Here is a 15,470-nt window from a genome sequence, read left to right as displayed (position 1 = left end):
CGCCGCCGACGTCCCGGCCTTCCTGCCCGCGCACCTGCGCCTGGCCGTCCGGGCCGGCGGGCTGGCCGGACGGGTCGCGCCCGGGCTGGTCGTGCCGGTCGCCCGGCGGGCGCTGCGCGAGATGGTCGGCCACCTGGTCGTCGACGCCCGGCCGGCCCAGCTGGGCAGGGCGATCGCCCGCATCCGCCGCGGCGGCGCCCGGCTCAACGTCAACCTGCTGGGCGAGGCGGTGCTCGGCGAGCGCGAGGCGCGCCGCCGGCTCGACGGCACCCTGAAGCTGCTGGACCGCTCCGACGTCGACTACGTCTCGGTGAAGGTGTCCTCGACGGTGGCCCCGCACTCGGCGTGGGCGTTCGACGACACCGTCGCGCACGTCGTCGAGACGCTCATCCCGCTGTACCGGCGGGCCGCCGCGGCGTCGACGTTCGTCAACCTCGACATGGAGGAGTACCGCGATCTGGAGCTGACGACCGCGGTGTTCACCACGCTGCTGGACCGTCCCGAGTTCCTCGGGCTGGAGGCCGGCATCGTCCTGCAGGCCTACCTGCCCGACACCCTGGGCACGATGATCCGTCTGCAGGAGTGGGCGGCCGCGCGCCGGGCCCGCGGCGGCGCCCCCATCAAGGTGCGGGTCGTCAAGGGCGCGAACCTGCCGATGGAGCGGGTCGAGGCGTCGCTGCGCGGCTGGCCGCTGGCCACCTGGCACAGCAAGCAGGAGACCGACACCAACTACAAGCGGCTGCTCGACTACGCGCTTCGGCCCGAGCACATCGGCAACGTGCACATCGGCATCGCCGGGCACAACCTGTTCGACCTCGCGTTCGCGTGGCTGCTGGCCGGACGGCGCGGCGTCCGCGACGGCGTCGAGGTCGAGATGCTGCTCGGCATGGCGCAGGGCCAGGCCGAAGTGGTCCGCCGCGAGGTCGGCAAGGTCCGTCTGTACACGCCGGTGGTCCACCCGCGCGAGTTCGATGTCGCCATCGCCTACCTGGTCAGGCGGCTGGAGGAGGGCGCGAGCGAGGAGAACTTCCTGTCCGCGCTCGCCGGGCTGCACGACCACGAGGAACTCTTCGTGCGCGAGCGCGACCGGTTCCTCGCCTCGCTGGCCGCGCTGGACCGTACGGTGCCGCGCCCGCACCGCGTCCAGGACCGGCGCGAACCGGTGTCCGGCACCGTCCAGACGGAGTTCGCCAACGTCCCCGACACCGACCCCGCGCTGCCGGGCAACGTGGCGTGGAGCCGCGACATCCTCGCCCGTGTGCCCGCCAGTCGAGCCGGCGTGGCCACCGCCGACGCCGCGCTCGTCACGTCGGAGCAGGTCCTCGACGACCTGCTGGGCGCCGCCGCCGAGGCGGGCCGCGGCTGGGGCGCGCTGCCGGGCAAGGAACGGGCCGCGGTGCTGCGCCGCGCCGCCGTCGAGCTGGAGCGGCGCCGGGCCGAGCTGCTGGAGGTCATGGCGGCCGAGGCCGGCAAGACGCTGGACCAGGGCGACCCCGAGGTGTCCGAGGCGATCGACTTCGCCAACTACTACGCCGGCCTGGCCGAGGAGCTCGACGACGTCGACGGCGCGGTCCGCCGGCCGGTGCCGCTGACCGTCGTCACGCCGCCGTGGAACTTCCCGCTCGCCATCCCGGCCGGGTCCACGCTGGCGGGGCTGGCCGCCGGGTCCGCCGTCGTCCTCAAACCGGCGTCGCAGGCGGTACGCACCGGCGCGGTGCTGGCCGACGCGCTGTGGGCGGCCGGCGTCCCGCGCGACGTGCTGCGGCTGGTCCGGGTCGGCGAGTCCGAGCTGGGCCGCCGGCTGGTGTCCGACCCACGTGTGGGCCGGGTGATCCTCACCGGCGCCTACGAGACCGCCGAACTGTTCCGGTCGTTCCGCACCGACCTGCCGCTGCTGGCCGAGACCAGCGGCAAGAACGCCATCGTCGTCACCCCGAGCGCCGACATCGACCTCGCCGTCCGCGACGTCGTGTACTCCGCGTTCGGCCACGCCGGGCAGAAGTGCTCGGCGGCGTCGCTGGTCATCCTGGTCGGCTCGGTGGCGCGGTCGCGGCGGTTCCGCGACCAGCTGGTCGACGCGGTCGCGTCGCTGAAGGTCGGGCCGCCGGCCGACCCGACGTCGCAGGTCGGCCCGCTCATCGGCCCGGCCGAGGGCAAACTGCTGCGGGCGCTGACGACGCTCGGCCCGGGAGAGTCGTGGGTGGTGCGCCCGCGGCAGCTCGACGACGAGGGGCGGCTCTGGTCGCCCGGCGTCAAGGTCGGGGTCGCCGACGGCTCGGAGTACCACCTGACGGAGTACTTCGGCCCGGTCCTCGGCATCATGACCGCCGCCACGCTCGACGAGGCGATCACGCTGCAGAACCGGGTCGCCTACGGCCTCACCGCCGGCCTGCACACCCGCGACGCCGACGACCTCGCGACCTGGCTGGACCGCGTCGAGGCCGGCAACCTCTACGTCAACCGCGGCACCACCGGAGCGATCGTCCGGCGGCAGCCGTTCGGCGGCTGGAAGCGGTCGGCTGTCGGTGCCGGGACGAAGGCGGGCGGGCCGAACTACCTGGTCGGCCTCACCGACTGGGCACCGGCGGTGTCCTCCGCGCCGGAGGTGGCGCTCGCCGCGGGCCCGGCCGCACTGCTGGCGGCCGCGCACGCCGCCGGGCTGGCCGGCACCGACGCGCTGGAGCGGTCGCTGCGCAGCGACGCCATGGCCTGGCGCGACGAGTTCGGTGTCGCCCGCGACGTCTCCGGGCTGATCGCCGAGCGGAACGTGCTGCGCTACCTGCCGCACGCGGTCACCGTCCGGCACGAGTCCGGTGCGCCGGTCGCCGACCTCCTGCGGGTGGTCGCGGCGGGGGTGCTTGCCGGAGCTCCGCTGACGGTGTCCGCGGCCGGTGAGCTGCCCGCGGTCGTGACGACGGCGGTGACGGCGCTCGGCGTCCCGGTCGCGGTCGAGGGCGAGGCGGACTGGCACCGCCGGGCGGCCCGGCTGACCGGCCGGGTCCGGCTGGTCGGCGGCGACCCGGCGGCCTTGTACGAGGCGACCGGCGGCCGTCCCGACCTCGCCGTCTACGCCCAGCCGGTGACCGAGGCCGGCCGCGTCGAGCTGCTGCCGTTCCTGCACGAGCAGGCGGTGAGCATCACGGCACACCGGTTCGGCACCCCCGACCCGCTGGCCGCCGAGGCGCCGCTCTAGTCCCCTCGCCAGAGTTCGCCGCCGTTACGCTCGCCGGATGACCCAGCGCAACGACGACGTCCGGGCCGCCCTCGACTTCCACGCCGCGACGCGGTACTGGCGGGCCCGCGACGGGGGCATCGCCATGGGGACGCCACCGGACGTCGAGAGCGCGATCTGGGAGGAGGACCGCTCGCTCGAGCCGTACCCGTTCAAGGTGTACGAGACGCTGGAGCCGATCGCGATCCCGCGCGAGTTCGCGCCGTCGACGCTCCCGGCGCTGCGGGCGGTGGCCGCCGAGGGAACCGCGCCGGACGGCGAGGTCGTGCCGGACCTCGCGGCGCTGGCCCGCATCGCGCGGTTCAGCAACGGCCTGCTGGACCGCACGGTCACCGTCCGAGGCACCACCATCACGTACCGGACGGCCGGCGGCACCGGCGCCCGCTACCACCTGGAGCTGTACTTCGTCTGCGCCGACCTGCCCGGCCTCGCCGCGGGCGTCTACCACTACGCCGCGCACGACCACAGCCTGCGCCGGGTGCGCTCTGGCGACGTCCGGGCCGCGCTGGCGGCGGCCACCGGCGCCGAGCCCGCGGTGGCGGCCGCACCGGTCGTCATGGCTGTGACCAGCACGTTCTGGCGCAACGCGTGGCGCTACAAGGCGCGGGCCTACCGGCACGCGTTCTGGGACGCGGGCACGTCGCTGTCGCAGGCGCTGGCCGTGGCGGCGTCCGCGGGCCTGCCGGCGCGGCTTGTGCTGGGCTTCGCCGACCAGGAGGTCAACGCCGTCCTCGGGGTCGACGGCGTGCGTGAGGCCGCCGTCGCGCTGTGCGCGCTCGGCCGGGGCCGCACGCCGGCTCCGCCGGTGGAGTCGCTGCCGGCCGTCGACCTGCCGGTCCGGCCGGTGTCGCCGCGCGAGGTCACGTTCCCGGCGATCCCCGCGATGCACCTGGCGTCGTCGCTGGCCACCGGCGCCGAGGCGCGGCTGTGGCGGTCCGGGACGGTGTCCGTCGCCGGCCCGGAGCCCGCCGGCCCGCTCACCGCCCTCGACCCGCTGCCCGACGACGCGCTGCCGCCCGAGCCGGTCGAGGAGGTGATCCTGCGCCGCCGCTCCACCCGGAACTACGACCTCGACGCCGAGCTGGGGTTCCGCGACTTCTCCACGCTGCTGGACCGCTCGTCGCGGGCCTACGCCGCCGACGTCCGCCCGCCGTTGGACTACTACCTCATCGTCAACGCCGTCGAAGGGCTGACGCCCGGCGTGTACCTGCACCACCCGGCCCGCGGCGCGGTCGAGCTGCTGCGGGCCGGCGACTTCCGCGCCGACGCCGCACGCATCGCCGTCGGGCAGGAGTACTGCGCCGACGCGCACGTCAACGCGTACTGGCTGGCCGACCTCGGGCCGCTGCTGGGGACGTACGGCAACCGCGGCTACCGCGCCGCCCAGCTGACCAGCGCGCTGCAGGCCGGGAAGCTGCACCTGGGCACGCACGCGCTCGGCCTCGGCGCGGTCGGCTCCACCTCCGCCGACGACGAGGTCGTCGAGTTCTTCTCGCCGCACGCGGCCGGCAAGACCTATCTGTTCGTGACGGTGTTCGGGGTCAAGCGGCCGCGAACCGCTCCCCCGCGTCGGTGAGCACGTCGCGCAGGCCGTCGACGATCTCGTCGAGGACGGCGCGGTCGCTGATCAGCGGCGGCGCGATCTGCAGGACGGCGTCGCCGCGGTCGTCGGCGCGGGCGATGAGGCCGGCCTCCAGCAGCCGGCCGGGCAGGAACCCGCGCAGCAGCGCGTCGCGTTCAGCCTGGTCGAAGCGGCCGTTCCCGGCATCCTTCACCATTTCGATCGCCCAGAAGAAGCCGGCGCCCCGCACGTCGCCGACGATCGGCAGCGCGAGCAGCTCGCCGAGCCGGTCGCGCAGGTACGGCTCGAGCGTGCGGACGTTCTCGAGGACGCCGTCGCGGGCGACGATGTCGATGGTGCGCAGCGCGACGGCGGCGCTGGCCGGATGGCCGCCGAACGTGATGCCGTGGCGCAGCACCCGGCCGCCGTCGATCAGCGGCTGGACCACGCGGTCGGTGGTGACCACGGCACCCATCGGGGCGTAGGCGGCGGTGATGCCCTTGGCCAGGCTGACCAGATCGGGCGTGACGCCCTCGCGCGCGACGCCGAACCACTCGCCCAGCCGGCCGCAGCCGGTGATCACCTCGTCGGCCATCAGCAGGATGCCGTACCGGTCGGCGATCTCGCGCAGCCCGCTCCAGTAGCCCGGCGGCGGGGTGAGGCAGCCGCCGGCGTTCTGTACCGGCTCGGCGATGATCAGCGCCACCTCGTCGGGTCCGGCCGCGACCACGGCCGCCTCGACCTCGGCCAGCAGCCGGTCGCGGAACGCCGCCGGGTCGGCGCCGTCGGGCGCGCGGAACGCGTTGGTGTTCGACACGTGGGTGACGTCGATGGGCGGCCGGCCGAAGTCGTCCTTGAACCGCGCGACGCCGGTGAACGCCAGCGCGCCGAGCGTCACGCCGTGGTAGGCGACATCGCGGGCGATCGCCTTGGTGCGCCGCGGCTGGCCGATCGCGACGTAGTGCTCGCGCACCAGCTTCCACGCCGCCTCGACCGCCTCCGAGCCGCCGTTGGTGAAGAACGCTCGGGTCAGCCCGGCCGGCGCGAGGCCGGTGAGCCGTTCGGCCAGCTCGATGGCTGGCGGGTGCGCCGTCGCCCAGTTGGTGTTGAACGGCAGCCGGGTGAGCTGCTCGGTGGCCGCGGCGGCCAGCTCGGCGCCGTAGGAGTAGCCGAGCTGGGCGCAGAACAGGCTGGACAGCGCGTCGACGTACCGCCGCCCGCGGGTGTCGAACACGTAGGGCCCCTCGCCCCGTTCCAGCACCAGCAGGTCGTCGAGCCGTTGCTTGGAGAAGTGGAGCAGCAGATGGTCCGCCGCGGACCGCTGCAGCTCGTCGTGGGACAGGGTCATCTCGCCTCACCTCGCTGCCCAGTCTGGCGCAAGACGAGAGTGCCTCCGGCCGCCCCTGCCGGATCGTGTCGGACCTCAGTCCCAGGCTCACAACCCAAGGAAAGGAGCTGGCAACGCGCCGCTGGTTCTGTCCTTCCTCGGCGACTACTTCGTCGACGGGAATCGCGGAGCCACGGCCGCCGGCGAGGTCGCCTCCGCCCTGGACGACGATGCCGAAGCGGCTCGGTCACACATACTCTTAAAATGTTAGAGTAGATTCATGTGCGGGGCAGAGGTGGACCAGGCATTGACCCTCCCGCCCCAGGAGGCAGCTTCCAGGCTCGCCACCATGCCCGAGGGCCAGTGGTTCGAGCGCAAGTCCGGGCGTGTGTCTCCCAAGGACCTGGCACGGGCAATCGTCGCTTTCGCCAACGCCGAGGGAGGCTGCATCGTGGTCGGCCTCCACGACGGTGCCGTCGACGGCGTCGACGCTACGAAGGTGAACGACCTCAAGCAGGCCGCACACGACCACATCGAGCCGGTTCCGCGCGTCACGATGGAGGAGTTCGACGGTGGCGCGGGTCGACAGCTCCTGCTGATACGCGTCGATCCGGGAGAGGTCGTCCACCAGCACCGCAGCGGCGAATGCTACTTGCGTGTCGGCGACGAGTCCCGTCGGTTGGGCTTTCGTGAACGCCAAGAGTTGGAGTATGACCGCGGAACGGCACCGTATGACGGAACCCCAGCAGCAACTGACGCTTCGCAGCTCTCAACTGAGCAGATGGAGCACTACCGGGCGGCGATCGGTGCTCGTTCGCTGGAAAGCATGCTGGCGGCTCGCGGCTTGGTCGACCACCGCCGACGTCTGACCATCGCCGCCTACCTGCTGTTCGCGAACCATCCGCAGCTACTGCTCCCACACGCACACGTCCGGGTGCTCCGATACGCGGAGTCCGAACGTGGCACCGGGATCAGACAAGGTCTCGAGTATGACGAGCGGTTCGAGGGAAGTCTGCCGGCCCAACTCGCGCGGGCTCAGCAGGCGATCGAGAACCTGATTCCCACCCGCAAACGACTGACGACGTCAGGACGATTCGAGCCGACATCGATCATCCCGCGCGATGCGTGGTTGGAAGGGCTCGTGAACGCCATCGTGCATCGGTCCTACAGTGCAGCCGGCGATCACATCCGGGTGGAGATCTTCCCCGATCGTATCGAGATCAGCAGTCCTGGCAGATTCCCTGGGCTTGCGGACCCGACGTCCCCACTGACGATCACCCGATACGCCCGCAACCCACGTATCGCCCGCGTGTGTTCCGACCTCGGCATCGCCCAGGAGCTCGGCGAAGGCATTCGTCGGATCTTCGAGGAGGTGCGGGCTGCCGGCTTGACTGACCCGATCTACAGTCAGGGCCCGGCGTCGGTACGCCTGGTGCTGTCGGCGGCCGACGCCATCCCAGCCGATGTGCGTCAGCGACTACCGCGGGGCGCCCTCGCGGTGCTGGACGCCATGAGACGTGCCAATCGACCGCTTGGCACGGGACAGGTCGAGGAACTCGTCGGAATCACACGTCCGACCGCGCTCCGGCAGCTGCGGGCGCTCCAGGAGGAGGGACTGGTTCGCTGGGAAGGGAACAGTTCCAAGGACCCACGGGCCACCTGGCGACTGCGCTGAAGCAGAGGCACGTAGCAGCCGTATCCCTTGTGCTGGAGCACCCCCTGCCGCCGATCAGCGGCCGCAACACGCGATCGAGGGCGAGCACGGCCTTCAGCGCACAGGTGGAGCAGCAGGTGGTCCGCCGCGGACCGCTGCAGCTCGTCCTGCGTCAGGCTCATCGTGCGTCACCGCCTTCGCTGCCAGTGTGGCGCACCCGGGTGACGAGGACGGCGGACGCGGCGACGCTGGCCAGCGCGACGGCGAACAGCGGCCGGTAGCCGCCGGCCAGGTTGATCACCAGCGCGGCGATGGGCGGGGCGATCGTCTGCGGCACGTTCACCGCCACGTTGAACAATCCCAGGTCCTTCCCCGCCGCGCCCGCCCGGTCCGGCAGGACGTCGATGGCCAGGGCGTTGCCGCACGCCAGGTACAAGCCGCCGGCCAGGCCCTGGATCGCCGCGAACGCCGTCACCGCCGTCGTGGTCGCGGACACCAGCGGCACGGCCAGCGCGAGGCCGAGGATCCCGGCCGCCGCGACCAGGAACACGACGCGCCGGCCGGTCCGGTCGCTCCACCAGCCGCCGACGACGATGCCCACGACGGTCGTGGCGAAGCCGAGCACGGTGAGCAGCCCGATCAGCCGGTTCGCGTCGTCGCGGCCGAGGCCGACGTAGTCGGTCAGGATGTACAGCTGGTAGGTCAGGATCAGCTGGTAGCCGAGCACGAACAGCAGCCGCGACCCGAACACGCGCAGGAAGTCGGCGTGCTGGCGAGGCCGCGGCCAGAACCCGCGCAGCAGTCGCCGCCCGGCCGCCGCCGACGCCGCGTCGTCCCGCAGCATCGACCGGTTCACCAGCACGAACACCGCCGCCGCCGCGACCACCGTCAGTCCGAGGACGGTGTAGGCGACCGGCCGGTGATCGGTCGCCAGCGGTCCGGCGAACGCCGTCCCCGCGGCCGCGCCGGCCATGCCGCCGCCGGCCAGGACCGCGGACGCACGGCCGCGGCGGGCGGGCGGCACGTGGTCGGCCAGGGTCGCCGCCACCGCGACGTCGGTGCCGTTGAGTGCGAACTGGACGACCACCCAGAACACGCAGATCCACGCCACCGAGCCGAGCCCGCCGAGGCCGAGCAGGAACCCGGCGGCCACGACGGCGCCGGCCAGCAGCCAGGGCGCCCGGCGGCCAAGCGGGCCGCGGGTGCGGTCGCTCAGCGCGCCGACCAGCGGCTGCGCCAGGATCGTGAACGCGAACGAGACCGACGTGACGATGGCCAGGTTGGTGACCTTGCGGTCCGCGTCGATCGCCTCGACGTGGTTCGGCAGCAGCACCGACAGCAGCGCGGCGTAGTTCGCGACGACCGCGAACATGACGACGGCCAGCAACGGCAGCAGCGCCCGCGTCCGGGTCTGCGGGCGGGCAAGGGTGTCGGGCGCGACCACGTCGGGCTCGTCTCGTCGGGGGTGGGGACCGGTCGATCATGGACGCGCCCGGCCGCCCCCGCAACCCGAAGCGGCCCCTGTCACCCCGTGAGCAGGCCGAGCCGGCGGGCCCGCAGGAGCGCGCTGTCGCGGCCGGTCGCGCCGAGCCGCGCGTACAGCGAGCGGAGCTGCTCCTCGACCAGGCTGGGCGCCATGACCAGCGCGTACGAGATCGCCTCCGCGTCCTCGTACCGGGTCAGGGCGCGCAGCACCGCCTGCTCCCGTTCGCTCAGCGTCACCAGCTCCGCGCGCGCCGGGTACGCCGGCCGGGCGGCCAGGACGGCCGGGTCCAGCACGATCCCGGACCGCTTCGCCAGCACGTCACGGATCTCCGTGGGCAGCAGCGTGTACGGACGCAGCGCCCCCGTGCGGGCGGCGAGCGCCGCGGCCCGGCCGAACGAGCGGTCCGCCGTCCCGGCCGCGCCGAGCGCCTCGGCGGCCGCGGCCTCGATGAGCAGCAGGTCGATCCGGTCCCGCAGCGTGGTGTCCGGCTCCCACGCGGCCGCCGCGGCCGCATGGGCGGCGTGCGCCGGATCGCCGGCGATCAGGTGGAATCGCGCCAGCGGCACCCGCGCCCACCACGCGTCCGGCCCGGCCTCGCGCAGCAGTGTGCCGGCGCGGTTCAGCTCGCCCAGGGCGAGCAGCAGCTCGGCTCGGCATCGGTCGACGATCCGCTCCGCCAGGCCGCCGGGCGGCGCGGGATTCCGGGCGGCGTAGCGTTCGGCGGCGTCCAGCGCCAGCAGCGGATCGCCGAAGCTGAGTGCGTACTGGGTCTGCGCGGCGACGATGAACGGCCACAGCTCGGCCTGTCCGGTGTCGTCCTCGGCCCGCTCCAGCTGCGCCCGTGCGGTGTCGCCGTCGAGCCGGTCGGCGGCGACGAACGCGGCCGCCAGGTGCGCGGGTAGCCGGACCAGGTACTCCAGCCAGCCGGCCGGCGCGGCCTGCCGCTCGTGCACGTCCAGCCAGTACCGGGCGTCGACGGTCGCTCCGGCGGCGGCGTGCAGCAGCGCGAGGTCGGCGGCGATGTGTGCGGTGACGAGGTGCGCGGCGCCGTCGTGAGCCGCGGCATAGGCCTGGGTCGCGGCGGCGACGGCGCGCGGCCCGCTCCCGGTGAGCAGCAGCGCCTGGGCGGACTGGTGCAACGCCCAGGCCCGGTGCATCGGCCAGACGTCGCCGTCGCGGCCGGTCAGTTCGCGGTCCAGCCGGGCGGCGCCGGCGGCGGCGCGCTCGTAGCGGCCCTCCATGCGGTCGGCGACGATCGCCATGGACAGCAGCTGCAACTGCCGGTCGCTGGGCCGCCCCGGCGTCGCCTCCTCCGCCCGCAGCAGCTGCGCGCCGCCGGCCCGGAAAGCGCTGACCAGTGCCTGCAGCGTCCGGACACCGGGCGGGTGCGACCGCAGGATGTGCGCGACGGCCGCCGGCAGCCGCAGGTCCGGGGCGTCGCGCAGCGCGGACGCGGGCAGGCCCGCGAACGCGGCGGTCAGATCGCCGGAATTCTCGGTGAGCAGGGCGAGCCCGGCCGCGTTCCACGCCTGCGCCAGCAGCGACCAGTCCGCGGCCGCGCGGGCATGCCGGACGGCCGGGCCGGGCGCGCCCGCGTCCAGCAGCGCCCGCGCGTACCGGCGGTGCCAGATCGCCGGCTGGTCCGGCGCGACGGCCGCGAGCTCGGCGCGCAGCGCGTCACGGAGCACGGGCGGCATCGACCACGAGCCGCCGTCGTCCGGTGACGCGAGCAGCCCGGCCGCGCGCAGCTCCCCCACCAGATCGTCGTCCGCCCCGGCCACCCGCAAGTGCACGGGGGTGATCGGCGCGGCGAGCGCCAGCCGCAGCGCCGCCGTGCGGACCGTGTCGTCCAGCCCGGCGAGCGCGACGGCACGCACGTAGTCGGCGGCCGCGCGCCGTCCGTCCTCCGCCGTCGGCGCGTCGATCATCAGCCGGGCCGGCAGCAGCCAGCCGCGGGTGTGGTCGTGGACGGCGGCCAGCCCGCGCTCGCCCCACGCCGCGGCGAACTCCTCCGGGGTGGCGAGGAGTTCCGGCCCGGTGAGCCGGACGACCCCCAGCCCGGCCCGGTGGGCGGCGGCGACCAGCGGGAGCGGACGACGGCCGCACACCACCAGCCGCACGTGCGGTGCCCGGGCCAGCGCGGCGGCGACGGCGTCCGGCTCGCCGAGGTCGTCGGCGCGGTCGACGACGAGGACGGTCTCGGCGGCGGGCGCGACCCCGTCGGCACGCGGCCCACGCCCGGCGGCGACCAGCCCACCCAGCAGGTCGTCGCCGGGCACGTCGCCCGCCGCGGCCGGCACCCCTCCCGGAACACCGGCGGCCGCGGCCAGGGCGGCCCGCACGTCGGCGACGTCCAGCCACGTCACCGTGGCACCGGCCGCCGCGCGACGTCCCGCCCACTCGGCGACCAACGCGGTCTTGCCGATCCCGGGCAGGCCGACGATCGCGGTGAGCGCGGCCGGCCGGTTCAACCGGTCGAGCAGCCGGGCTCGCGGCACCCGGCCGTCCGTGCGTCGTTCCACCCGTCCCCCGCGCTTCCTGCTCCCGTCGTGCGGGATCCAGCGCAGCAGAGGCCGGGGGTACCACCGGGTGCGGTCTCGCGGATATCCCCCCGGTTCTTACCCCCGTGCCCGCTCAGAGCAGGCCGCGGCGGCGGGCCTCGGCCACGGCCTCGTCCCGGCCGGATACCCCGAGCTTGCGGTAGATGGAGCGGCACTGGCTCTTCACCGTGCCGGCCGCCACTCCGAGCCGGCCTGCGATGAGCGGCAGGGTGTCCGGGGTCGCCAGCTCGGCCAGCACGGCCGACTCGCGCCGGGTGAGCGACACCAGCGCGTCGGGCTCGGGGTACAGCTGCCGGTAGCGCTCGACGTCGGCGCGCAGCTCGCCGCCGTCCGGCACGCCCGCCGCCAGCGTGCGGAAGTCCGATCGTGGCATGGCGGCGAACGGCGTGCGCAGTCCGGTGTCGGCGGACAGCGCGACGGCGCCGGCGAAGGCCCGTGCCGCGGCGGCCGGGTCGCCGGAGCGCAGGCGCGCCGAGGCGGCGATCAGGTCCAGGTGCAGCCGGTCACGGGGCGTGGCGCGGTGCTCGTGCTCCGGTGCGGCGGCGATCGCGAGCGCACGGGGGTGGTCACCGTCGAGCAGCAGGCCACGCGCCTTGGCGACGGCCAGCCGCGGGTACGGGCGGATGCGCCGCGACGGGATGAGCCCGCGGGCCTCGGCGGGGCGGCCCGCGGCCAGCAGCAGCTCGGCTCGCAGCGCGGTGAGCATGGCCCGCATCGCCGACCCGAGCGGCTTGCGGCGCTTGTCCGCCAGGCCGGTCTCCAGCAGCTGCAGCGCCTCGGCCGGGCCGGCGGCGTGCCAGCGCTGCGTCGCGCGGGCGTGCAGCACCAGCGGCCACCACTCCACGGTCGGCCAGTGCGGCAGGACCTGCGTGAGCGCGGCGTCGGCGGCGTCGGGCCGGTGGTCCTCGAGGTGGATGTAGGCGGCTCCGATGTGTTTGGGGATCGCGTAGAAGCCGGCGTTGAAGAACCGCGGGAGCCGGGAGTCGACCAGCTCGGCCAGCGCCGCCCTTGCCTGGGTGATGCGCCCGGCCGCGGCGTGGGCGAGCACCGTCAGCGACTGAGGGTGCAGCGTGCCGCTCCCGCCGCCCGGCACGGCGGGCGGGAGCTCGGCGAGCGCGCGCACGGCGTCGTCGATGCGGTCCAGCAGCAGGTGGGTCGAGGCGGTCTGGGTGACGATGAGCGGCCGGAGGTGATCGAGCTCGCCGGCGGGGTCGGCCGCGCGCGGCAACATCGCGTGCAGCCGGCGCAGCGCCGGCTGCACCAGCTCGTCGCGGCCGGCGAAGCGCAGCCCGAGCGTGAGCATGCCCTGGATCCAGACGTGGTCGACGCTCACCCGGCCGTGGCGGGACAGCCGCTGCCACTCCGCCGTGGCGACGCCGGCCGTGAGCAGGCGGACCGCCTTGGCGACGTCACCGATCGCGTAGTGGCCCACCGCGACGAACAGGGCGAGCAGCGGCTGCGCCCGGAGCACCGGCTTGGGAATGTCGACCCGGCGCACCCAGTGCCGGTCCAGCCCGGCGGCGACCTCGCGGAACGCCTGCGCGAGGTGGGCGCGGGCGCGCTGCCACTCCTGCGCGATGAGGGCGGACTCGAACGCGCCGGCGCGGTCGCCGCGCGACTCGTACCAGTCGACCAGCCGCTGGTGGGCCTCGCGCAGGCGGTCGTCGTCGAGGCGCCGGCGCAGGGCGTCGCGGACCAGCGGCTGCAGCCGGAACCGCGGCTCGCCGGGGCCCTCGTCCCAGCCGCCCAGGCCGCGCGCCTCGACGGCGGCGAGCATCGGGTGGTCGTCGAGGTCGACGCCGAGCAGGTGTGCCTGCCGTGGGCTGACGCCGTCGACGACGGACAGCAGCACGAGGTCGTCGAAGCCGGGCAGCTCCTCGAGGTCGCCGACGAGCATCCGCTGCAGGCGCGAGAGCGTGTCGACCTCGTGCGCCGCCGGCCAGGGGTGTTCCGGCGGGAGCCGCACCCCGGCGCGGACGGCCAGCGGCCAGCCGGCGCTCGCCTCGTGCAACGCGCCGACCTGCTCGGCGGTCAGCGGGCTCGCGACCTGCGCTGCGAGCTGGGCGGTCTCGTCGGCGGTGAACGCCAGCATCCGCGGGCCGACGGTGACGGCGTCGACGCTCAGCGCCGCCGCGGGGTCGGCGAGCTCGCCGGAGCGCCGGGTGCCGACGGCCAGTTCCAGCCGCGCGGTGTGCCGAACCAGCCGCAGCAGGTCGCGCTCGACCTGCGGGTCGAGTTGCTCGGCGGCGTCGACGACCAGCGTCAGCGGCTGCCGCGCGGCATCGAGGAGCGGCGGCAGCAGCGCCGGCAGGTGCCCCACGGCGTCCGCGCTGACCTCGACGCCGGCTAGGTCCTCGTCGACCGTTCCGAGCAGCGCCACGACCCGCGCCCAGAAGCCCAGCCGCGTCGCACATTCGTCGTCGACGGTGACCCAGACGGTCGCCGAGCCGGCCGGGCGCTGCCGTGCCCACTCCGCGAGCAGCGCGGTCTTGCCATAGCCCGCCGGTGCCCGCACCACGCGCAGCGGCAGCTCGCCGTCGCCGAGCGCGGCCAGCAGCCGCGGCCGGCTCAGGTGGTCGCGCGAGAGCCGCGGGACTCCGACGGTGGCGGGTTCGCTCATGCGGGGACGCGCTCGGGCTGCCGGAACGTCCGCCGGTACCGCAGCGGGCTGGTGCCGAGGCGGCGGGCGAAGTGCTGGCGCAGGGAGGCCGAGGTCCCGAAGCCGGCGCGACGGGCGACCTCCTCGACCGGCACGGCGGTGGTCTCCAGCAGCTCGCGGGCGCTGTCGAGCCGCTGGCGGATCAGCCACTGCAGCGGCGTGGTGCCGCACTCCTGACGGAACCGCCGGACCAGGGTGCGGGTGCTCATGGACGCGTGCCGGGCGATGTCGGCGAGCTGGAGATCGTCGGCGAGGCGGGACCGCATCCAGGCCAGGGTCGGCACGAGCTCACCGCCGTCCCGGGCGTCGTCGGCCTCCGTGCGGTACTGGGCCTGGCCGCCCTCGCGATGCGGCGGCATCACGATGCGGCGGGCGACGTACGCAGCCGCGGCGGCGCCGTGGTCGCGGCGGATCAGGTGCAGGCACAGGTCGAGGCCCGCCGCGACACCGGCCGCGGTGAGCACGGCGCCGTCGTCGACGAACAGCACCCTGGGGTCGACGTCGACGGCCGGGTGGCGGGCGGCGAGGTCGTCGGCGTGGGCCCAGTGCGTGGTGGCCCGGCGGCCGTCGAGCAGTCCGGCGGCGGCGAGCAGATAGGCGCCGGTGCAGATCGAGGCGATCCGTGCGCCCCGGGCGTGCGCGGCGCGGAGGGCCGTCAGCACGGATGCCGGCGGAGCCGCCGACGACTCCGCCGCCGGCACGATGACGGTGTCGGCCGCCTCGACGACCTCCAGCGGCTCCAGTCCGGCGACGGCGAACGCGGTGCCGCCCGAGGCGGTCGCGGCCAGCGACGGCTGCGGCGCGCCGATGCGGACGTCGTAGAGCCGGCCGTCGCCGGTCAGCCGCGGGGTGCGGTAAGCGGCCGCCCGCGCCGTCGAGAACACCTGGAAGGGGATGGCCAGCTCGAGCGCCACCACGCCCGGCAACGCCAGCACGACCACCGTATGCATGGCGTGAATCTATCGAAGATTGGCATTCCTGCCGTGGCCC

8 protein-coding genes are annotated in these 15,470 nt (G+C 74.9%); 3 read left to right on the top strand and 5 right to left on the bottom strand.

The genetic code is table 11. The annotated features are described in order from the left end of the window. The coding region (locus DY240_RS15120) for a proline dehydrogenase family protein (RefSeq protein ID WP_119660684.1) at positions 1-3,193 on the top strand (3,193 nt) is incomplete at its 5' end. 37 nt (positions 3,194-3,230) lie between these two features. Continuing rightward, positions 3,231-4,808, top strand: a complete 1,578-nt coding sequence (locus tag DY240_RS15115; RefSeq protein ID WP_119660683.1) for a SagB/ThcOx family dehydrogenase — start codon at positions 3,231-3,233, stop codon at positions 4,806-4,808. Here the strand turns inward: DY240_RS15115 and DY240_RS15110 are convergent. Further along, positions 4,774-6,141, bottom strand: coding sequence for an aspartate aminotransferase family protein (locus DY240_RS15110; RefSeq protein ID WP_119660682.1), 1,368 nt, complete (start codon positions 6,139-6,141; stop codon positions 4,774-4,776). The genes DY240_RS15115 and DY240_RS15110 overlap by 35 nt on opposite strands. A 328-nt stretch (positions 6,142-6,469) precedes the next feature. Here DY240_RS15110 and DY240_RS15105 point away from each other — a divergent pair, with 328 nt between their 5' ends. Continuing rightward, a complete protein-coding gene (locus DY240_RS15105; RefSeq protein ID WP_199701538.1) occupies positions 6,470-7,795 on the top strand; it encodes an ATP-binding protein in 1,326 nt (441 codons plus the stop codon). A 157-nt stretch (positions 7,796-7,952) separates the two neighbouring features. On the opposite strand, the gene DY240_RS15100 is transcribed toward DY240_RS15105, so the two are convergent. From DY240_RS15100 to DY240_RS15085, 4 genes are all read right to left on the bottom strand, one after another. Beyond that, positions 7,953-9,218: an MFS transporter gene (locus tag DY240_RS15100; RefSeq protein ID WP_119660680.1), complete on the bottom strand. Its 1,266-nt coding sequence runs from the start codon at positions 9,216-9,218 to the stop codon at positions 7,953-7,955. Between the two features lie 80 nt (positions 9,219-9,298). Continuing rightward, positions 9,299-11,782 (bottom strand): hypothetical protein, encoded by a 2,484-nt coding sequence (locus DY240_RS15095; protein ID WP_147375334.1) that lies wholly within the window; start codon positions 11,780-11,782, stop codon positions 9,299-9,301. A gap of 112 nt (positions 11,783-11,894) precedes the next feature. Next, positions 11,895-14,441, bottom strand: coding sequence for a helix-turn-helix transcriptional regulator (locus DY240_RS15090; protein WP_119660678.1), 2,547 nt, complete (start codon positions 14,439-14,441; stop codon positions 11,895-11,897). Further along, complete coding sequence (locus tag DY240_RS15085; protein WP_119660677.1) at positions 14,438-15,430, bottom strand: GlxA family transcriptional regulator; 993 nt, start codon at positions 15,428-15,430, stop codon at positions 14,438-14,440. The genes DY240_RS15090 and DY240_RS15085 overlap by 4 nt, the downstream gene beginning before the upstream one ends. Positions 15,431-15,470: the final 40 nt, after the last annotated feature.

This window comes from Jiangella rhizosphaerae, assembly GCF_003579925.1.
Taxonomy (GTDB): domain Bacteria; phylum Actinomycetota; class Actinomycetes; order Jiangellales; family Jiangellaceae; genus Jiangella; species Jiangella rhizosphaerae.
The sequence above is the reverse complement of the archived record's forward strand: the minus strand, read 5'-3'. Positions and strand labels throughout refer to the sequence as shown.

Coding starts and splice junctions, on each gene's coding strand:
- DY240_RS15110 (WP_119660682.1), bottom strand. CDS start 6,141: ATGACCCTGTCCCACGACGAGCTGCAGCGGTCCGCGGCGGACCATCTG.
- DY240_RS15085 (WP_119660677.1), bottom strand. CDS start 15,430: ATGCATACGGTGGTCGTGCTGGCGTTGCCGGGCGTGGTGGCGCTCGAG.
- DY240_RS15105 (WP_199701538.1), top strand. CDS start 6,470: ATGCCCGAGGGCCAGTGGTTCGAGCGCAAGTCCGGGCGTGTGTCTCCC.
- DY240_RS15090 (WP_119660678.1), bottom strand. CDS start 14,441: ATGAGCGAACCCGCCACCGTCGGAGTCCCGCGGCTCTCGCGCGACCAC.
- DY240_RS15115 (WP_119660683.1), top strand. CDS start 3,231: ATGACCCAGCGCAACGACGACGTCCGGGCCGCCCTCGACTTCCACGCC.